Consider the following 20424-nt stretch of genomic DNA (forward strand, 5'->3'; position numbering starts at 1 on the left):
GTAAGTTCGCGTTGACCGTAAAGATCGAAGTTGTACAAAGTCGTAACAAACTTGTACGTCAGCTCTGCAACAGGCCTTCGAGGGTGTCGAGTGAGTGCTGCAATTGCTCATCGAGCGCGGGGCTCATGCGCTGGATCGCCGATTCATCGCTTGCCAGCGCCAAGGTCTCCAGCGTCCTTAACGTTGTGGCCAAGGCCCGAAAACCCAGGGAATCGCAGCTACCGGCCAGGCGGTGAGCCAGTTGCGCGACCTCAGTGCAGTCGTCGGCGGCCATGGCTTCATGCAGCGCGTCACGGTGCTGCAGGATCGAGTCACGCAATACCGCCAGCAGGCCCTGGACCTTTTGCGCACCGAGCAGGCTGCGATGGGTCTGCAACAGCGGCCAGTCCATTGCCTCATCGCTCGGCAGCGACTCGGCCACAGGCGCATGCCCTTCCAGTACCTGGCGCAGGTTTTCCAGCTTCAGCGGCTTGGCCAGGACACCGTCCATGCCGGCCTCCAGATAACCGCGCACCAGTGCCGGTTGCACGCTGGCGGTCAGGGCGAAAATGCGCGTATGGCGGTTCGGCCCGTCGCTGTGGCGGATCTGCCGGCACAGCTCGACACCGCTGATGCCCGGCAGATGCACGTCCAGCAGCATCAAGTCGAACACCTGCGCCGCGCAGTGTTGCAGCGCCTGATCCGCTTCTTCGGCGAGCCACACCCGGTGGCCGTCCCGTTGCAGCAAGCCCTTGGCCACTTCGCGATTGAGCGCCACGTCTTCGACCACCAGGATGTTCAGTGCCGGCCCCGCCGCGCGAACCGGCGGGGCCTCGGCCACGCCGCTGGCCGGCTGCAAGGACAGCTCGAACCAGAAGCAACTGCCGCGACCCTCTTCACTGTCCACGCCAATGCAGCCGCCCATCTGCTCCACCAGATGTTTGCAGATCGCCAACCCCAACCCGGTGCCACCAAAACGTTGCGCGACTTCTTCGCTGGCCTGGGTGAAACGCTCGAAAATCTTCGCTTGCATCGCCGGGGCAATGCCGATGCCGTCGTCCGTGACACTGACCCGCAGGCGCTGCCCGGTTTGTTCACCGGTTTCGCTGAGCAGCGCCACCTCGACGCTGACTTCGCCACCTTCGGTGAACTTGATCGCGTTGGCCAGCAGGTTGCTCAGCACCTGACGCAGGAACTGCTCGGCGCCGTGGTGATGCTCGGCAACCCGCTGATCGATGCGGCAACTGAGGATCGTGTCGTTGTTCAGCGCTCGCGGCTCCAACAGTGTCAGCACCTCGTCGAGCAACTGGCGCAATGAGAAATCCACCGGTTCGGGATGGCTGACGCCCTCCTCCAGCTTGGCGAAATACAGCACTTCGTTGAGGATCGTCAGCAAGCCTTCGCCGGCCTTGTGCAAGGCATCCAGGCGTTTGCCGTCCTGGGCATCCAGGCGCGCGCCGCGCAGCAATTCGGCCATGCCGAGAATGCCATTGAGGGGCGTGCGCAGTTCGTGGCTCATGGTCGCCAGGAACCGCGACTTGGCGAGGTTGGCCGCTTCCGCCTCATCTTTGGCGCGCATCAGGCTGGCGGTGCGGCGCTCGACCATTTTCAGCAGTTCGTCACGGTTGTCCTGCAGGGCCAGGCGATCGGTTTCCCGGCGTTCGATGTCCCGCAGGATCGCCCGGCGCATGTCGTCCAGCGCATGGGCCACGGTGTCGATTTCGTCGCTGCCGCGACGCTTGTCCAGGTGCAGGGGCTCATGCCATTCACCGGCCGCGATGCGCCGGGCAAACTCGGCCATGACTTTCAGGTGCCGGGTCACCAGTCGATAAAACAGCCCCGACAAGGCAACGGCCAGACCGCAGAGGAACACCGCCATCCACAGCAGGCTGGTCAAACCGGTGGCATAGAGACGCTGGTACACCGCCCCCAGATCCGTACTCACTTCCAGCTCGCCAAGGTGGCGCAACGGGCCGGACGGCGGCTGATAGTCCAGGGCAAAGCGCTCGATGCGCAGCGGTCCCGTGGGGTGCGGATTACCCTGTACCAGGTCGAAATCGGCGCTGGTCAAGTGCACCCGCGCGACGTCGGAGAAGTCCACCAGCCCGCGCAACTGCACGTTCAACTGTTCCTGGTTCAAGTCCCAGAGGCTGCGTTCCAGGCTGGCCAGGTAGCCAGCGCGGATCAGCTCCATGCGCGAATCTATGTCGCGCATTTCCCGTCGATACTCGATGTACAGTTGCACGCTGCTGGCCAGCACGGTGAAGCACAGGCTGAACAACAGGATGAACAGCAACAGGCGCCGCAACAGTCCACCGGGACGGGCGCGAATCATTGCGCATCCGCCGGCAGGTTGATCATGTCGCGGTAGGTCACTTCGCTTTCGTTGAGCCAGCGCTCGATGTCTCCGGCATCGACCATGCGCTGCAACTGCGCATTGATCTCGGGCATGCGAGCGGCCAAGGGCGAGCGCCGCGACACCGCAACCCGCAGATAATCCACGCTCAAGGCTTTGGGCAAGGCAACGATGTCCTGGCCGCCGGGCAGGTTTTCCACATACAGCTGGCCGGTGCGCCGCTCCTGGGTGATGAAATCGATGCGCCCGCGAATCAGCTTGCCGAAGTTCTGGTGGCTGTCGGAAACCCATTCGATATTGTTGTTGCGCGCGACCATGCGATCGAACTCCACACCGTAACTCTCGCCAAACAACAGGCCGCCACGGTAATGGGCCAGGTCGTCCAGTTGATCGAATTTCACCGGATGCTGGCGGTTGATGAACAATGCCACTTCTTCACGCAAGACCGGCACCGTCGAGAACAGCATGCTTTGCTCCCGTTGCGCGGTGCTGTAGGCCAGCACCACATCGACCCGGCCTTCGGCAGCGTCCAGCAGGCAGCGTTTCCAGTTGCCCAGCACGACCATCTCGACCTCGTAACCCAACTGGCCGAACAGGTTTTTCACCACGTTCGGTGCCAGCCCGCGCACTTGTTTGCCATCGCTCCAGGAGATCGGCGGGTACACCGGGTAATCGCAATAGCGAACCTTGTCCGCCGCGACGGCATGGCCGGCCACCAGCACCGCCAGCAGGCAAAGCCATCGCGCCATCAGCTTCAGGCCGCCACGCTGGCGGTGAACAGGTAACCGGCGCCGTGAATGGTGATGATCAATTGGGGTTCGGCCGGATCGTCATGCAACTTGCGGCGCAGGCGCCCGACCAGCACGTCGATGGAGCGGTCGTTGGGCACCCATTCGCGGTTGCGGATCTGGTCCATCAACTGATCGCGGCTGAGGGTGTGGCCGCTGTTGCGCAGGAACACACTGAGCAATTGGTATTCGCCGTGGGTCAGCAGGGTTTCGCTGCCGGACGGGTCGATCAGACGACGGCGGTCGGTGTCCAGCGCCCAGTCGGCGAACTGCTTGACCGGCTTGGCCGCCGCGACGGCCGGCGCTGGCGTTTGCGCATGTCGTACCCGGCGAATCAGGTTTTTCGCCCGGGACACCAGTTCCCTTGGATTGAGGGGTTTGATCACGTAGTCATCGGCGCCGCATTCGAGGCCGACAATACGGTCGATCTCATCGTTGCGCCCGGTGATCAGGATGATCCCGACTTCCGAACGCACCCGCAGTTCGCGGGTCAGGGTCAGGCCGTCCTTGCCCGGCAGGCGGATGTCGAGCATCACCAGGTCGACGCTCTGGCTGGCGAGGAAGGTTTCCGCCAGTTCCGCCGTGGCGGCGCAATGGACGTCGTAGCCTTCCTGGGACAGGTAGGCGTGCAGCAGATCGCGAATCAGCGGATCGTCATCGACGATCAATACCCGAGGAGTCATCGCTTGGTGTCCGGCATAGGCCCTGAGGCCAGTTTCTTATTAGAGTGTTTTCCTGCATCGGCGCCAGAGAGTATCGATTGCTGAACGACTGATCAACAGTCGCTCGTCTGCACGCAGAAGCGCTGGCGTCCGCCGGCCTGCAAACCATCGACCCAGGCCTCGCAAATCTGGATGCCCTGCTCCGGGGTGAAGGTGCCGGGGTTCAGCCCGGACTCCAGCCACAAGCCGTCGAGCAAGGCGCTGAGGCTGATGGCGGCAAGGTCGGCATCGAAATTTTCCCAGCCTTCCTCCCGGGCCAGTTCCGCCAGCACCTTGCGCAGGATGCCGCGATACTCGCCATAGGAATGATCGTGGGCCTGGTTGATGGCCTCGGCGGTTTTCACCGCGCCCCAGAACGCCAGCCACGCATCGATCAGTTGCGGATCGAGCAGCTCGGCGGAAAACGAGCCGCGGAAAAACGCCGACAAGCGCTCCCGGGCATTCGGCGCGGCTTGCTCCATGGCGTCGCGCAGCAAGGTCATGACCCGCCCGGTGATCGCCATGTAGGCCTCGGCCACCAGTTCGTCCTTGCCGGAATAGTGATGGCTGATCAGCCCCACCGAGACCCCGGCCTCGGCGGATATCTTGCGGATCGACGCGCCCTGGAAGCCGTGACGCTTGAGGCACACCAGCGTCGCCTCGATCAGGTTGGCTTTGCGCAACTCCGGTTCCATGCGGGAAAAACGGGCTTCCTGATTCATGGGCGACACGCTCCTTGGTTCAATCGTTTAGGCCTGCGCGGGTAAGCGTTGGGCTGAACGACTGTACAGCAAGAGCGGGCTATTTCTCCAGTCAGTTGCCAGTCTGATAGACCGTGGCGCGCCCATCGCGAGCAGGCAGGCACAAACAACCCAGGATTCCGATCAGTTCCGGTACCCCGGCGCCACTCGATCCAACAATCGCAACAACGCCGCCCAGGCCAGTTGCATGGCATCCGGGTCAACAAGCTCCCCCTCCTCCAACGGCCGCCCCGGATCATTGAACTGCCGTTCGGTATGCGCGCAGACCTCGTGCGACGGCAGAACAACTTCACCAGCGGCTTGGGCGGCCAACTGGATTTCACAGGCTTTTTCCAGGTAGTACATGCGCAGGAACGCCTGGCTCACCGTCTCGCCAACGGTCAGCAATCCGTGGTTGCGCAGCATCAATATCGGCTTGTCGCCCAGGTCCGCCACCAAGCGTTGCTGCTCGCTCAGGTCCAGCGCCACGCCTTCGTAGTCGTGGTACGCGACCCGGCCATAAAACTCCATGGAAATCTGGTTCACCGGCAATAGCCCGCACTTCAACGCTGCCACCGCGCACCCGGATTTGGTATGGGTGTGCAACACGCATTGCGCATCTTCGCGGGCGCCGTGGATGGCGCTGTGGATCACGAAACCGGCCGGATTCACCGGGTACGGCGACGGCTCCACGGCGTGGCCATCGAGGTCGATCTTGACCAGGTTGGACGCAGTGATTTCATCGAACATCAACCCGTAAGGGTTGATCAGAAAGTGATGCTCCGGCCCCGGAATGCGCACCGAGATGTGGGTGAAGATCAAATCGGTCATGCGAAAGTGCGCAATCAAGCGGTAACAGGCCGCCAGTTCCTCACGCAGGCGCTGCTCGGTGGCGCTGCGTTCGGGTGCCAGGTGGGTGGCGATGTTGTTCATTCTTGTGGTTCTCCAGGCTGATCGGCTGGGGCAGACAGTAAGGCTGGACGCTTGGACACGTCCAGCCGTCCGCGTTTATTTGCTGGCCCAGGCGTTGAAGCGCTCTTCGAGCTCTTCGCCATGATCGACCCAGAAACCGACGTTCATCGACAGTGCACCCTTGAGGTTCTGCAGCGCCGTGGGCACCCATTGCGCCAGTTTGTCGTCCAGCCGTGCGGCGGCCTGGGTGTTGGTCGGGCCGTAGGGAATCTGCTGCACGTAGTTGACCTGGGCGTCCGGCTGGTTGGCGAAGGCGATAAAGCGCGTGGCCTGATCCACGTGCCGGGAGCCTTTGATGATCGCCCAGTAATCCATGCCGTACAGGCTGCCGGGCCAGACCAGGCCGAGGTGGCTGCCTTTCTGCGCGGCGTCGGCGATGCGTCCGCTGTAGGTCGAGGTCATCACCACATCGCCGGCGGTCAGCCATTGCGGCGGTTGTGCGCCCGCCTCCCACCACTGGATGTAAGGCTTGAGTTCAGTGAGTTTGGCGAATGCCCGGTCCACGCCCTGCGGAGTGCCGAGCACCTTGTAGACGTCTTCGGTCTTGACCCCGTCCGCCAGCAAGGCGAACTCCAGGTTGTACACCGCGCGTTTACGCAGCCCACGCTTGCCGGGGGTTTTCTTCACGTCCCAAAAGTCTGCCCACGAGGTCGGGGCCTGGGCCAGTTTGTCGGTGTCGTAGGCAATCGCCACGCTCCACACCAGCGCCGCAGACCCGCATTCCTGCACCGCTTCGGGGATCAACTGGTCGGCGTGGCCCAGGCGGGCCCAGTCCAGGCGCTCGTACATGCCTTCCTCGCAGCCGCGCATCAGGTCCGGTCCTTCGATCTGCACCACGTCCCAGTCGACGTTGCCGGTGTCGACCATCACTTTGATCCTGGCCATTTCGCCGTTGTATTCGCTCTGGATCACCTTGCTTTGATCCACGGCGGCGAAGGGTTGAAAGAACGCCACGTCCTGGGCTTTTTGTCCGGCTCCGCCGTATCCGACCACCACCATGTCCGATGCTGCCTGGGCGCTGCCCAGGCCCATGGCCACGGACAACACCAAGGGATAAAAACCGTGCTTGAGCATGTGCGATTTCATCAGTGGTTCCTCTTGCAGGTGCCACCGGACCCAAGGCCCGCGCAGCCCTTTTTTATTGTTGTGAGGTTTGGCCCTGGAGCGGGCTCGAGACGAAACTACTGCAAGGCGCAGTAAAAAAACAAGTTGATTTTTTACTGAAGGTAAATTTCTATAGGGAAATAATAACAACCGAAAACCTAATGCCTCTGTAGGAGCGAGCTTGCTCGCGATGGACCTGAGAACGCCGCGGGGTGTCAGGTACCCAGCGTTATCGTTGACGTCCATCGCGAGCAAGCTCGCTCCTACACAGGTCAGCCTGTCAGGAGTACCCGCCCCATGCCGACCTCGACACCCGCCTTCGCGCACCTGTTCGAACCCCTGGAGATCCGTGGCAAGCGCCTGAAGAACCGCATCATGTCCAGCGGGCACGACACCTCGATGCCCACCGACAACCTGGTCAATGAACAATTGATCGCCTATCACCGGGCGCGTGCCGAAGGCGGTGCCGGGCTGATCGTGCTGCAAGTGGCCGGCGTGCATGACAGTGCGCGCTACACCTCCCACGTGCTGATGGCCACCGACGATGCGTGCATCGAGGGCTACCGCAAACTGGCGCAAACCTGCCACGCCCACGGCACCGTGGTGTTGTCCCAGGTGTTCCATCCGGGGCGGGAGATCATGGAGTCCAGCGATGGCCTGCTGGCGGTGGCCTACTCCGCATCGTCGGTGCCCAACGAACGCTTCCGGGTGATGCCCCGTGCGCTGGACCAGGCCATGATCGACGAGATCGTCGCCGGTTATGCCGCTGCCGCCCGACGCCTGCATCAGGCAGGCATCGATGGCGTCGAGGTCGTGGCCAGCCACGGTTACCTGCCAGCGCAGTTCATCAATCCGCGGGTCAACCGGCGTACCGATGGCTACAACGGCGGGCTGGAACAGCGTTTGCGTTTTCTGCGCGAGGTCATCGAAGCCGTGCGTGCGGCGACCGACGAGCAGTTCATCATCGGCCTGCGCATCTCTGCCGACGAGCGCGACCCTGAAGGCCTGACCGAGGACGAATCCCTGGCCGCCGTGCAGTCACTGCAAGCGCAGCTTGATTACGTGCACATCGTCGCCGGCACTTCGGCATCCCTGGGTGGCGCGGTGCATATCGTGCCGCCCATGGCGATCGAAGCGGCGTACCTGGCCAGGGAAGCCGGGACGTTCAAGGCCAGTCTGAACATTCCGTTGTTCGTCACCGGGCGCATCAACCAGCCCCAGGAAGCCGAGCTGATCCTGGCTCGCGGCCAGGCCGATGTGTGCGGCATGACCCGCGCGCTGATCTGCGATCCGCAAATGCCCAACAAGACCGACACCGGCCGCGTCGAAGACGTGCGGGCGTGCATTGCCTGCAACCAGGCGTGCATCGGCCACTTCCACAAGGGCTTGCCGATTTCTTGCATCCAGCACCCGGAAACCGGGCGCGAACTGATCTTCGGCGAACGCCGACAAGCGCCACAGCGCAAACGCATCATGATCGCCGGCGGTGGTCCGGCCGGGATGAAAGCCGCCACCGTCGCGGCCCAACGTGGCCATGAGGTGACGCTGTACGAAGCCAGTTCGCAACTGGGCGGTCAGGTGTTGCTCGCGCAACTGCTGCCTCGGCGCAGCGAGTTCGGCGGTGCCAGCACCAACCTGCAGCGAGAAATGGAACTCGCCGGTGTGCGCGTGGTGCGCAATACCCGGGTCGACCGGGCACTGGTGGAGCAGGAAAAACCGGACATGGTGATCGTCGCTACCGGTGCCGAGCCCTACTGGCCACCCTTCGAGCGCGGCGGTGAATTGCAGGTGGTGGACGCCTGGCAAGTGCTGCGCGATGAAGTACGGATCGGCCGTTCGGTGGTGGTGGTCGACTGGCGCTGCGACTGGATCGGCCCCGGCATCGCCGAACGTCTGGTCCGTGCCGGGCATCAGGTGCAACTGGCGGTCAACGGCACCCATTGCGGAGAAAACCTGCCACTGTACGTGCGCGATCAACTGGCCGGCGAGCTGCACAAGCTGGGCGTGCCGATCACACCGTACGCGCGGCTGTATGGCTGCGATGACAACACGGTGTACTTGCAGCACACCGCCAGTGGCGAACCGATGCTGATGGAGAACATCGATACGCTGGTGCTGTGCCAGGGCCATCAACCGGTGGATACCCTGGGCGCTGAACTGCAAGGGCTGGTGGAGTTTCGCCGCATCGGCGACTGCCTGGCGCCGCGTACCGTCGAAGAAGCGATTTATGAAGGCCTGAAAGTCGCGTGGGAGCTTTAAGGCTGTTTATACTCCGGGGCTTTACATTCAAATGATCGCTCTCTGTAGGAGCGAGCTTGCTCGCGATGGTCGCTAACGATGACGCGTGTTTTCTGGATAAGACGCGGTGTTCTGAAGTCCATCGCGAGCAATCTCGCGCCTACAAGGGGCGAAGTGCAGCCCTCGGTTCGGAACTTTCCATGAGCAACAACAGCAAGACCCAGCCCGCCTCAGGCAGTGCCGAACCGCATTTTCTCGGCACGCGCATTCGCGGCCTGCGCAAGCGCCGGGGCATGACCCTGGCGGAACTGGCGCAACAGAGCGAACTCACCGCCGGCTACATCAGCCAGCTGGAACGCAACCTCGCCTACCCGTCGATTCCGGCGCTGTTCAACATTGCCCGTAGTCTCGGCGTCACCATCCAGTGGTTCTTCGCCAGTGAAGCGGTCACCGCGCCCGAAGACGATGGCGTCGTGGTGCGCAAGAACAGCCGCCTGAACGTGCATTACGAAGACGGCATCGTCGACCAGTTGCTGACGCCGCAAGCCAACCGCCAACTGGAAATGCTCCACTCGCGTTTCCCGCCCGGCACCTACAGCCAGCAAAGCTACAGCCACGACGGTGAAGAAGCCGGCTACTTGCTCTCGGGGAGTTTCGAGTTGTGGGTCGGCGAGCGCCATTTCCAGCTCAATGAAGGCGACAGCTTCAGCTTTTCCAGCCAGGAACCGCACCGCTACGGCAACCCCGGCGATGTCGATGCGGTGGTGATCTGGGTGATTACGCCGCCGACGTTCTAACGCCGGCCGCGACCTGGGGACGGCGTGACACTCGCACGCTTGAGGGTGTCACTCGGCAACTCGTTGAACAACGCGCGGTAGCTGCTGGAAAACCGCCCCAGATGCCAGAACGACCAATGCATGGCGACTTCAGCCACGGTGGTTTGCGTGGGCGTGCGGCTCAGCAGTTCGCGGCGGGCGCTATTGAGTCGGCGCAGGCGCAGCCATTGGGTCGGCGACATGCCCGTGTAGGTCTTGAACGCATGCTGCAACTGGCGCAGTGAAACCCCGGCAACCTGGGACAACTCCAGCAGGTTGAGGTGTTCTTCCGGCGTGTCCGCCGCCCACTCCCCTACCCGCTTCATGATCGCCCGCTCCCCGGCCCGGCGCTGCAACGCACTCTGGTCGAGGCCGACACACGCGTTGTCGAGGATGAACAGGCAATCTTCCAGCAACTGTTGGGTCAGCGCTTCGCGGCTCGGTGGATCGAAGGTCTGCGACAGCCGCGTCAAGGTCCCGCTGAGCCAACGGCAGAACAGCGCGTTCTGCCGGGAGTTCAGCGGCGCCATGAACAACCCTTCGAGCCTGGCGATGTCGAGGCTGTGGCGCTTTACAAACTCCGGCCCGAACACCACGGCGATTTCCTGGTAGTTCTCCGGGGTGATCCAGATGTTGCGACTCTCGCCATTCAACACGTACAGCGCGTTGTCGCCACGATCGAAACAGAACGACAACGAGCCCTGGGGCGCGCTGAAATTCTGCTCGACCCGGGTGTTCATCGACTCTTCGTAAATCTCCACGCCCTGCAGATCCAGATAACGCACCAGCCCTGCGAAATGCCCCGGCGACATCTGCTGGTATTGCTGGACCCAGCCCGGCGTGGCGCGGATTTGCTCGGCGACATCGGCGGTGTTGAACGCTTGGACCTGGAGGGAATTGGAACCTGTCATGGGGCGACCTTACGCACTCTTTTGGTGCGCTTCGTGCTGCTTAAAGTGGATAGATGGAACCGCAAGGCTCGCACAAGATAGTCGTCAACGCGCTACAGGGGAAGTGTCCGGCGGATGAAACCGGTCTCTCCTGGCGTTAATAAAACCAATAACGAGGTCTTTATGAATGTCCCTTTCGATCAGCTGTTCACTTGGCTGAAAGATCACAAGATTACCGAAGTCGAGTGCGTCGTCAGCGACCTGACCGGCATTGCACGCGGCAAAATTGCACCGACCAACAAGTTCCTGCATGAGCGAGGCATGCGCCTGCCGGAAAGTGTCCTTCTGCAAACGGTAACCGGGGACTTTGTCGACGACGACATCTACTACGACCTGCTCGACCCGGCCGACATCGACATGGTCTGCAAGCCGGACGCCGACGCCGTCTACGTAGTGCCATGGGCCATCGAGCCGACCGCCATCGTGATCCACGACACCTTCGACAAATTCGGCAACCCGATCGAACTGTCGCCGCGCAACGTGCTGAAGAAAGTCCTGCAGTTGTACACCGACAAAGGCTGGCGGCCGATTGTCGCGCCGGAAATGGAGTTCTACCTGACCCAGCGCTGCGAAGACCCGGACTTGCCGCTCAAGGCGCCGATGGGCCGTTCGGGCCGTGCCGAAAGCGGTCGTCAGTCGTTCTCCATCGACGCGGCCAACGAATTCGATCCGCTGTTCGAAGACGTCTACGACTGGTGCGAACTGCAAGGTCTGGACCTCGACACGCTGATCCATGAAGACGGCCCGGCGCAGATGGAAATCAACTTCCGTCACGGCAACGCCCTGGACCTGGCCGACCAGATCACCGTGTTCAAGCGCACCATGCGTGAAGCGGCGCTCAAGCACAACGTGGCGGCCACCTTCATGGCCAAGCCGGTCGGCGACGAGCCGGGCAGCGCCATGCACCTTCACCAGAGCGTGGTGGACATTGCCACCGGCCAGCCGATCTTTGCCGATGCCGACGGCAACATGAGCGAACTGTTCCTGCATCACATTGGCGGCCTGCAGAAGTACATCCCGAAAGTGCTGCCGATGTTCGCGCCCAACGTCAACTCGTTCCGCCGCTTCCTGCCGGATACCTCGGCACCGGTGAACGTCGAATGGGGCGAAGAAAACCGCACCGTCGGCCTGCGCGTGCCGACCTCAAGCCCGGACGCCATGCGCGTGGAAAACCGCTTGCCGGGTGCCGATGCGAACCCGTACCTAGCCATTGCCGCCAGTCTGTTGTGCGGTTACCTGGGCATGGTCGAGCGCATCGAGCCGAGCGCTGCGGTACAGGGCCGCGCCTATGAGCGTCGCAACCTGCGCCTGCCGATCACCATCGAGGACGCACTGACGCAAATGGAAGAGTGCGAAAACATTGGCCGTTATCTGGGCGACAAGTTCGTGCGCGGCTATGTCGCGGTCAAACGCGCCGAGCACGAGAACTTCAAACGGGTGATCAGTTCCTGGGAGCGTGAGTTCCTGATGCTCAGCGTTTAATCCAATGCACCGCTTTCGCGAGCAGGTCGGGTCGCCGCACCGTCGCTCCCACAGGGGATTGTATTTCAAATGTGGGAGCGAGCCTGCTCGCGAAGACGGCCGCCAGAACACCAAAGAAACATCGGAATAACCCAATAATTCCAAGAAGGTATCGATATGCGTCTTTTGAAATCCGTGGTCCCGGCCGCGCTGGCGGTTCTGTTCAGTGCCGTTGCCCAGGCCCAACCCCAGGTCAGCGTCTACAACTGGACCGACTACATCGGCGATACCACCCTCGTCGACTTCCAGGCCAAAACCGGGATCAAGGTGATCTACGACGTATTCGATTCCAACGAAACCCTGGAAGGCAAACTGCTTGCCGGTCGCACCGGGTATGACGTGGTGGTGCCGTCCAACCACTTCCTCGCCCGTCAGGTGAAGGCGGGTGCGTTCCTCAAGCTCGATCGCGAGCAACTGCCGAGTTTCAAGAACCTCGACCCGAAACTGCTGACGCTGCTGGAGAAAAACGATCCGGGCAACTCGCACTCGGTACCGTACCTGTGGGGCACCAACGGCATCGGCTATAACGTCGACAAGGTCAAGCAAGTGCTGGGCATCGATCACATCGATTCCTGGGCCGTGCTGTTCGAACCGGAAAACATCAAGAAGCTCAGCGCCTGCGGCGTGTCGATGATGGACTCGGCGGACGAAGTGTTCCCGGCGATGCTCAACTACATGGGCATGGACCCGCGCAGCGAAAGTGTCGAGGACTACAAAAAGGCCGAAGCCAAGCTGCTGCAGATCCGCCCCTACATCACCTACTTCCACTCTTCCAAGTACGTCTCAGACCTGGCCAACGGCGACATCTGCGTGGCGTTCGGTTACTCGGGCGACGTGTTCCAGGCCGCCAACCGCGCCAAGGAAGCCAAGAACGGCGTGAACATCGCCTACGCCATTCCCAAGGAAGGCGCCAACCTGTGGTTCGACCTGCTGGCCATCCCCGCCGACGCCAGCAACCCGAAGGAAGCCCACGCCTTCATCAACTACCTGCTGGACCCGCAAGTGATTGCCAAGGTCAGCGCTTCGGTCGGCTATGCCAACCCGAACCCGGCCGCCAAGCAGTACATGGACCCTGAGCTGGTCAGCAACCCCGAGGTTTATCCGTCCCAGGAAGTCCTCGACAAACTCTACATCTCCACCACACCGCCGCAGTCGATCATGCGCCTGATGACCCGTTCGTGGAGCAAAGTGAAGTCCAACAAATGAATCAGTACACCAAGGAACACACCCACTCCTATTACGCAGCGTCCGCCAAGGGCATTAGGCAGCGTCCCGCGCTGGCCTCGGACCTTACGGCCGATGTCTGCGTGGTCGGCGCGGGTTTCACCGGCATCAACACCGCCATCGAGCTGGCCCAGCGTGGGCTCTCGGTGGTCCTGCTGGAGGCCCGGCGAGTTGGCTGGGGCGCCAGCGGGCGCAACGGTGGCCAGTTGATTCGTGGCATCGGCCACGACGTCAGTGGGTTCGCCAGGCACATCGGCGCCGATGGCGTGCAATACCTGGAACACGCCGGGGTCGAATCGGTGCAAGTCGTGGCCAAGCGCGTGCGCGAGCACGACATCGATTGCGACCTGAGCTGGGGCTTTTGTGAGCTGGCCAATACCCCGGCCCAGTTCAAAGCGTTCAAGGCCGAGCAGGCGGAACTGATCGAGTCCGGTTATGCCTTTGAAACCCGACTGGTCGCGCAGGAGCAAATCCGCGAACAGGTGGTGAACTCCGGTGTGTATGCCGGTGGCCTGGTGGACATGGGCTCGGGGCATTTGCATCCGCTGAACCTGGTCCTTGGCGAGGCGCAACTTGCCGAGTCCCTTGGGGTCCGGATTTTCGAGCAGAGCCCGGTGCTGGAGTTGATCCATGGCAGCACGGTGCAGGTCCGTTGCGCCGGTGGCACGGTGCGCGCCGGCACGCTGGTGCTGGCCTGCAATGCGCACCTGGAAGAGCTGGAGCCGAAACTCAGCGGCAAGGTGCTCCCGGCGGGTAGCTACATCATCGCCACCGAACCCTTGTCGGAAGAGGCCGCTGCAAAACTGATCCCGCACAACGTCGCGCTGTGCGACCAGAAGGTCGGCCTGGACTACTACCGGCTCTCGGCCGACCGTCGCTTGCTGTTCGGCGGTGCCTGCCATTACTCCGGGCGCGATCCTTCGGACATCAGCGCCTACATGCGCCCGCAAATGCTCAAGGTGTTCCCGCAACTGGCCGATGTGCGCATCGACTATCAGTGGGGCGGCAAGATCGGCATTTCGGCCAACCGCTTTCCCCAGGTCGGGCGCCTGAGCCTGCACCCGAACGTGTTCTACGCCCAGGGTTACTCCGGTCATGGACTGAACGTGACCCACTGGTGCGCGAAGTTGTTGGGCGAAGCGATCCATGCCGGCCACAGCAAAGGCTTCGACGTGTTCAGCGCCGTACCGCACATGACCTTCCCCGGCGGACGCGCCCTGCGTTCACCCTTGCTGGCCCTTGGCATGTTCTGGTATCGGATGCGGGAAGTGCTGGGTTGACCACCGGGCGCCTGAGGCGAGTTGTCTCTCGCTTCAGGCGTCCCGGCAGGTCAGGAGGGGTTGCGGCGACCTCAAGAGATCGCCGCGGCACATCTATTGAGGCATCTGAATGTTAATGCCCTCCTTCTGCATTTCTTCGCGTACCGACTGGAATTTCTGGTATTTGGACAACTCGATCGGCCCGTCATAGCCCATGCTTTGCAGCTTGCGTGGCGGGTATTTGATGTAGGTCTGCATCAGCTTGTTGATCGCCTGGCTGATCGGCACCATGGTCCAGGTGCGCTCGGTGACGTTACTCATGAAGATGTCGTAGCGCTCCTGTGGATCTTGCAGCAAGTCAAAGACTTGTGGTACGACCGCCACGTACTTCGACTCACCTTTCCAGCCCAGGTTGGTGTCCACGGCCAGGCCACCGGTCGGCACACCGTTGTCGCCACGCAGGTTGAACACGGCCTTGTAGTTGCCTACGCGGGCCGCCCCCGGCGACAACTCGTTTTCGGTGAAATAGAACCACTCTTTACGTGGGTCGGGGCCAGTGCCGGTTATCACCGGGGTCATGTCGTAGCTGTCGAAATAGATCGGCTGACCTTCGCGATCTTTCTCCGGCAACTTGATGCCGGCCACCGAGGCGAAGGTCGCCATCAAGTCGAGCCCGCCGAGAATGTCGTGGTTCTTGGCATTGGGCTTGATTTTTCCAGGCCAGGTCATGATCGCAGGGACCCGGTTACCGCCCTCGCGCACGGTGCCCTTGGTGCCACGGAATGGCGTGTAACCGGCGTCCGGATAAACGTCCTGCCAGGCGCCGTTATCGGTGGTGTAGACCACCAGCGTGTTCTTATCCAGGCCCAGCGCCTTGAGCTTGTCCATGATATGGCCGATGCGCGTATCCAGTTCGACCACCGAGTCGGCGTACTTGGACTTGGAGATCGACTTGTGAACGAACTCCGGTGCTGGCAGGTTCGGCTGGTGCACTTTCATGAAGTTGACGTTGATGAAGAACGGCTTGTCGGATTTGGCGGCGGTGTCGAGGAATTCCAGTGCGGCTTTTTCGACATAACCGTCAAAGTAGGGAATCCCGACTACACCGGGTTTGCCATCGATGACCGGCGTATCAACATACTGGCCGTTGATCTTGAACTCTTCGACGGCCTTTTCTCCCGCCTTGCCCGAGAGTGCGCCCTTGGTCACCTTGGTAAACATTTCCCGGGTTTCCGGGTCCATGTCGGGGAACCATGTCGGGTCGGCGTAGGTGTAGGCATTGAGGTGATAGAGGCCGACGTACTTCATCACGTCATAGCCCTGGGCATTGGGCAACGCATAGTCGGCCTCACCCAGGTGCCACTTGCCGGTGAAGTAGGTCTCGTAACCGCCGGTCTTGAGCACCGAGGCCAGTGTCCATTCGGCGGCAGGCAAACCACCGCCCTGGCCCTGGAAGGCCACGGTGGTCATGCCGCTGCGATTGGGGATGCGCCCGGTCTGCATGGCGGCTCGCCCTGGCGTGCAGCTTGGTTGCGCGTAGAACGAGTAAAAGGTTGTGCCCTCAGCGGCCAGTTCGTCGATGCTGGGTGTCGGCATGCCCCGGCCGACACCGCCACCATACGGACCCAGGTCGCCGTAGCCGGTATCGTCGGACACGATGAACAGGATATTGGGCTTTTCTGTTTGTGCAGCCTGGGCCATACCGTTAAGCGCTATCAGTAATGAACCTGCAATGTAGAACCTTGAGCGATGCGAGAGTCTTTTCATGGCGACCTTCCTTTATCGGGACGGATCCTTGTGGCCGGCTACCTGTTTTCAAGTAATCCGTGACCGGACCCTGGTGAGTTACCCCCAAACCATGCCCTCTGGTTAGTTCCAGGCGTTCAACGACCCAAACAATGGAACTCCCGTTGCTACTCAAGGCACCCGAGTCAGCCTAGTACGGTTATTTTTAAAACGCGCATTGCAGGCAGTGGAATTCGAAGTCGTTCGTCGCTTGCTCCCCATGTAATTCCGTGGGTCGAGTCCCCCCCCGGCGGCGGATAGTGTTCAGGTTGCGACTTTCGATTTGCTCAATTGCGAGTCACTTCTATATTGAGGGAGTGCTCTGAACTTCCTGCCTTCTGTTGAGCTTGACCCATGGCAACTACTGATCAGCTGATCATCTGCGAGCACTGCGACAGCGTGTACCAAAAAGTAACGCTCGCCAAACATCAAAAAACCCTGTGTACGCGCTGCGGCGGCGTGCTTCAGCGCTATAACGGTCTCACGGTGGAACAGCGTCTTGCGTTGACCTTCACAGCGTTGATGCTATGGCTGTTCGCCAATTTCTATCCGGTAATGAGCATCAACCTCAAAGGCGTGAAGAACAGCGCAACGCTCTGGGACTCGGTGCTGGCCCTGAGCCTGGGGCCGATCACGTTCATCGCCATGGTGGCGGCAATCGCCATGATCATCGCACCGATTTTCCAGTTGCTGCTGCTGATCTGGGTGCTGGGCTTCGCCCTCAGCGGGCGACGCTCGCCCGGATTCAGGTTCTGCATGCGCTGGCTGGAAACCCTGAGGCCCTGGAGCATGCTCGAAGTCTGCCTGCTGGGTGCCATGGTCGCGGTGATCAAACTCGCCGGACTGCTCGATGTGCTGCCCGGCATCGGGTTGTTTGCCCTGGCTGCGCTGAGCCTGATGATGATCCGCATCGCCGGGCGCGATATCCGCGAACTATGGGACATCGTATGAGCACGCCTCCGTACGCCGACGAGCTCAACCTGTGCCTGTGTCACACCTGCGGGCTGGCCTGCGACATGACTGGCGAACCCCACGAATGCGAGCGATGCGGTGCACCGCTGCACCGGCGCAAAACCAATTCGCTGACCCGCACCTGGGCCTTCATGATTGCCGCCCTGGTGTTCTACATCCCGGCCAACCTGTTGCCAGTGATGAACACCGAAATGGTCGGCCATGGCTCCGATAGCACGATCATGAGCGGCGTGCTGGAGTTCTGGGAAGCCGGCGCCTGGGACATCGCCCTGATCATTTTCATTGCCAGTATCGCGGTGCCGGGCATCAAGTTCGTCGCCATCACATTGCTGCTGGTCACCGTGCAACGCGACAGCGAGTGGGCACGTAAAGAGCGGTCGACGCTGTACCGCTTCGTCGAGGTCATCGGCTACTGGTCGATGCTCGATGTGATCGTGGTCGCCCTGGTGGCCTCGTTGGTGAAATTCCAGGCCCTGGCCGATATCGAACCGCGCCCGGGCATTCTGTTTTTTGGTCTGGTGGTGGTGTTTACCATGCTGTCGGCAATGAGTTTCGATCCACGCATGATCTGGGATAAAGAACGGGAAAACCCACACAATGAGGAGGTCACGGATGAAGTCACAAGCCACTGACGGGCCGCAAGCCCCCGGGCAGGCGCCGATCAAGACCCGCCGCTTCAGCGTTTCGCTGGTCTGGATCGTCCCGATCGTCGCGGTGCTGGTGGGTATTTCGCTGGTGGTTCACAGCATGTTGCAGCAAGGCCCGACCATCGTTATCACGTTCAAGACCGGGGACGGCCTGACCGCGAACAAGACCGAGGTCAAATACCGCAATGTCGTGATTGGTCATGTCTCCGATGTGGAGCTGGCCAATGACCAGAAGAGTGTCAACGCCACCATCAAACTGGAAAAGCAGGCCGAAAGCTTTACCCGCGAAGATTCGCAGTTCTGGGTCGTGCGGCCGCGCATTGGCGCGGGCGGTGTGTCCGGTATCGATACACTGCTGTCGGGCGATTACATCGGTGCCGATATCGGCCAGGCCAACGGCCGGGCAAAAAACTTCACGGGGCTGGAGAACCCGCCGCCCATCACCTACGGCGAGCCGGGCAAGCGTTTCACCCTGTTCACCCAGGACCTGGGGTCGCTGGATATCGGCTCTCCGGTCTACTACCGCAAGATCCCGGTGGGCCAGGTGGTGGCCTACGCGCTGGACCCGGATGGAAAGGGTGTGAACATAGAACTGTTCATCCATGCACCCAATGACAAGTACGTCACGGAAAACACCCGTTTCTGGAACGCCAGCGGCATTGACGTGAACGTCGGCGCCAACGGTTTTGCGGTCAAGACCGAATCCTTGTCTGCCTTGCTGGTGGGCGGCATTGCCTTCCGCGCGCCAGACTACAGCCCAGACGATAAACCTGCTGCCGCAGAGTACGCCTACGAACTGTTCGAAGACCAACAGACCGCCCTCGCCCCGCCAAACGGCAAGCCGCAGTACCTGGCCATGCGCTTCGACCAGGCACTGCGCGGGCTCAAGGTCGATGCCCCGGTGGAGTTCCTCGGTGTGGAAATCGGCAAGGTGGTGGCGGTCAATCTGGATTACGACGAGAAAAAACGTTCCTTTCCAATCAACGTCGGCATCGTGATCTACCCGCAACGCCTGGGCCAGGCCCACATCAAAATGCTCAAGGCGCTCAATCATGACCCTAATAACGAAGCCGCTGGCGTACGCCTGATCGGCACCTTCATCGAAAACGGCCTGCGTGCCCAGGCCCGCACCGGCAACTTCCTGACCGGCCAGCTGTACATTGCCCTGGACTTTTACCCCAAGGCCGACAAAGTCGCCTTCGATGCAAACGCGCGCCCGGTCATGATCCCGACCATTGCGGGCAGCCTCGAGCAATTGCAGGAAAAACTCGAATCCATGGTCGACAAGATCAACAAACTGCCGATCGAGCGTATCGCCGGCAATCTCGATGGCAATCTCGTCGAACTGCGCAAAGGCATGATGCAATTCAACGGCAAGATTTTGCCTGTCGTGCAAACCACCTTGTCGGACGTCAGCAAGACGCTGGAAACGGCCAATTCGACCCTGCAATCCGCCAGTTCGACCTTGGCCGAGGATTCGCCGCAACGGGAAAAACTGGGGCAGACCCTGGATGAACTGGGACGCACGTCGAGATCCTTGCGTGATCTTTCGGATTACCTGGGACGGCATCCGGAATCGCTGCTTCGCGGCCGTCCGAACAATGCCGCACCCATGGATCTGCAAGGGCCACCGCGCAATTGAGCACAGGAGCAACACCCATGGCTTTTCCGCTGAAGTTCACATTGGTCACCACACTGTTGCTGCTCGCCGCTTGCCGCAGTGACCCGATTCAATTCCACACCCTGACCCCGGCCCAGGTGGGTGATCACTCCAGGACCACTACCGGGGTGATTCAGATCGAGAGTATCAGCGTGCCGCCCCAGGTCGATCGCGCGCAGATCGTCATTCGCCAGGGCAACAGTGGCCTGGCGATCCTGGAAACACATTGGTGGGGCGCGACCTTCGTGGATGAATTGCGCAGTGCGCTGGCCGATCAACTGAGCGACCATCCTGTACAAGGCAGGTATTCGGTGCGGGTCGATGTGCAGCGCTTTGACTCGGTCCCCGGTCAATACGCATTGATGGACGTGAAATGGCGCCTGCGCGGTGCCGGCGAAAGCGAACCTGCACGGGTCATTTGCCGTAGTACCTTGCAAACCCCTTCAGGCGCGAACATCGATGATCTGGTGCTTGCCCAGCAAAACAACATCAAGCGCCTGGCCGCGCTGATCAGCCAGGCTGCTGCCGGAACACGGGCTGGTTGCCCGTCCTCTTGACTTCGGTTTCCCCCATCCCCATCGAATCAACGGCGACAAGTTCGCCGTTGAATCCAGTCCCGTTAACCGCGTTAGTTTCCCGCTGCCATTCCACACAGGAACAAAGGATAACAATTCCCAATAACCAACTCATTGCCCGACCGAACCTTCTCAGCA

General features: G+C 61.3%; 17 protein-coding genes. 9 read left to right on the forward strand and 8 right to left on the reverse strand.

From position 1 onward, the window contains the following. Window positions 1-58: 58 nt before the first annotated feature. The 6 genes from AC3ITY_RS17900 to AC3ITY_RS17925 all read right to left on the reverse strand — a co-directional run bounded on the left by AC3ITY_RS17900 (window position 59) and on the right by AC3ITY_RS17925 (window position 6622). On the reverse strand, window positions 59-2314 hold the full coding sequence (locus tag AC3ITY_RS17900; protein WP_489304129.1) for an ATP-binding protein: 2256 nt from the start codon (window positions 2312-2314) through the stop codon (window positions 59-61). Then, entirely contained in the window at window positions 2311-3084 is a 774-nt protein-coding gene (locus tag AC3ITY_RS17905) for a substrate-binding periplasmic protein (protein WP_223461203.1), read from the reverse strand. The genes AC3ITY_RS17900 and AC3ITY_RS17905 overlap by 4 nt, the downstream gene beginning before the upstream one ends. A gap of 5 nt (window positions 3085-3089) precedes the next feature. After that, the gene (locus tag AC3ITY_RS17910) at window positions 3090-3806 is read right to left on the reverse strand and encodes a response regulator (RefSeq protein ID WP_489304132.1); all 717 of its coding nucleotides are present in this window, start codon (window positions 3804-3806) and stop codon (window positions 3090-3092) included. Window positions 3807-3898: 92 nt separating this feature from the next. Further along, complete coding sequence (locus tag AC3ITY_RS17915; RefSeq protein WP_110659255.1) at window positions 3899-4546, reverse strand: TetR family transcriptional regulator C-terminal domain-containing protein; 648 nt, start codon at window positions 4544-4546, stop codon at window positions 3899-3901. A 162-nt stretch (window positions 4547-4708) separates the two neighbouring features. Beyond that, entirely contained in the window at window positions 4709-5497 is a 789-nt protein-coding gene (locus tag AC3ITY_RS17920) for a class II aldolase/adducin family protein (protein ID WP_489304134.1), read from the reverse strand. Between the two features lie 75 nt (window positions 5498-5572). After that, the gene (locus AC3ITY_RS17925) at window positions 5573-6622 is read right to left on the reverse strand and encodes an ABC transporter substrate-binding protein (RefSeq protein ID WP_489304136.1); all 1050 of its coding nucleotides are present in this window, start codon (window positions 6620-6622) and stop codon (window positions 5573-5575) included. Window positions 6623-6937: 315 nt separating this feature from the next. Between AC3ITY_RS17925 and AC3ITY_RS17930 the strand changes: the two genes are divergently transcribed. Beyond that, complete coding sequence (locus AC3ITY_RS17930) at window positions 6938-8899, forward strand: oxidoreductase (protein WP_489304138.1); 1962 nt, start codon at window positions 6938-6940, stop codon at window positions 8897-8899. A 179-nt stretch (window positions 8900-9078) separates the two neighbouring features. After that, a complete protein-coding gene (locus tag AC3ITY_RS17935) occupies window positions 9079-9675 on the forward strand; it encodes a cupin domain-containing protein (RefSeq protein WP_150758105.1) in 597 nt (198 codons plus the stop codon). On the opposite strand, the gene AC3ITY_RS17940 is transcribed toward AC3ITY_RS17935, so the two are convergent. Further along, the gene (locus AC3ITY_RS17940; RefSeq protein ID WP_489304140.1) at window positions 9672-10604 is read right to left on the reverse strand and encodes a helix-turn-helix domain-containing protein; all 933 of its coding nucleotides are present in this window, start codon (window positions 10602-10604) and stop codon (window positions 9672-9674) included. The two genes, AC3ITY_RS17935 and AC3ITY_RS17940, sit on opposite strands and share 4 nt — an antisense overlap. 162 nt (window positions 10605-10766) lie before the next feature. Between AC3ITY_RS17940 and AC3ITY_RS17945 the strand changes: the two genes are divergently transcribed. The 3 genes from AC3ITY_RS17945 (at window position 10767) to AC3ITY_RS17955 (ending at window position 14668) form a co-directional block, all read left to right on the forward strand. Then, window positions 10767-12125 carry a glutamine synthetase family protein gene (locus AC3ITY_RS17945; protein ID WP_489304142.1) on the forward strand — a complete coding sequence of 453 codons (1359 nt, stop codon included), beginning with the start codon at window positions 10767-10769 and terminating at the stop codon, window positions 12123-12125. A 156-nt stretch (window positions 12126-12281) separates the two neighbouring features. Further along, a complete protein-coding gene (locus AC3ITY_RS17950; RefSeq protein WP_489304144.1) occupies window positions 12282-13370 on the forward strand; it encodes a polyamine ABC transporter substrate-binding protein in 1089 nt (362 codons plus the stop codon). Beyond that, entirely contained in the window at window positions 13367-14668 is a 1302-nt protein-coding gene (locus AC3ITY_RS17955; RefSeq protein ID WP_489304146.1) for an NAD(P)/FAD-dependent oxidoreductase, read from the forward strand. The genes AC3ITY_RS17950 and AC3ITY_RS17955 overlap by 4 nt, the downstream gene beginning before the upstream one ends. Window positions 14669-14761: 93 nt before the next feature. On the opposite strand, the gene AC3ITY_RS17960 is transcribed toward AC3ITY_RS17955, so the two are convergent. Next, window positions 14762-16414 (reverse strand): arylsulfatase, encoded by a 1653-nt coding sequence (locus AC3ITY_RS17960; protein ID WP_489304148.1) that lies wholly within the window; start codon window positions 16412-16414, stop codon window positions 14762-14764. Between the two features lie 372 nt (window positions 16415-16786). On the opposite strand from AC3ITY_RS17960, the gene AC3ITY_RS17965 reads away from it, so the two are divergent. The 4 genes from AC3ITY_RS17965 to AC3ITY_RS17980 are packed head-to-tail and all read left to right on the forward strand — an operon-like array spanning window position 16787 to window position 20268. Further along, complete coding sequence (locus tag AC3ITY_RS17965; RefSeq protein WP_489304150.1) at window positions 16787-17383, forward strand: paraquat-inducible protein A; 597 nt, start codon at window positions 16787-16789, stop codon at window positions 17381-17383. After that, window positions 17380-18036 carry a paraquat-inducible protein A gene (locus AC3ITY_RS17970; RefSeq protein WP_489304152.1) on the forward strand — a complete coding sequence of 219 codons (657 nt, stop codon included), beginning with the start codon at window positions 17380-17382 and terminating at the stop codon, window positions 18034-18036. Before AC3ITY_RS17965 ends, AC3ITY_RS17970 begins: the two co-directional genes overlap by 4 nt. Beyond that, on the forward strand, window positions 18017-19693 hold the full coding sequence (locus AC3ITY_RS17975) for a PqiB family protein (RefSeq protein WP_489304154.1): 1677 nt from the start codon (window positions 18017-18019) through the stop codon (window positions 19691-19693). The genes AC3ITY_RS17970 and AC3ITY_RS17975 overlap by 20 nt, the downstream gene beginning before the upstream one ends. A gap of 17 nt (window positions 19694-19710) precedes the next feature. Continuing rightward, window positions 19711-20268 (forward strand): PqiC family protein, encoded by a 558-nt coding sequence (locus tag AC3ITY_RS17980; RefSeq protein ID WP_489304156.1) that lies wholly within the window; start codon window positions 19711-19713, stop codon window positions 20266-20268. Window positions 20269-20424 lie beyond the last annotated feature (156 nt).

It is taken from the genome of Pseudomonas sp. GL_091 (assembly GCF_057837725.1).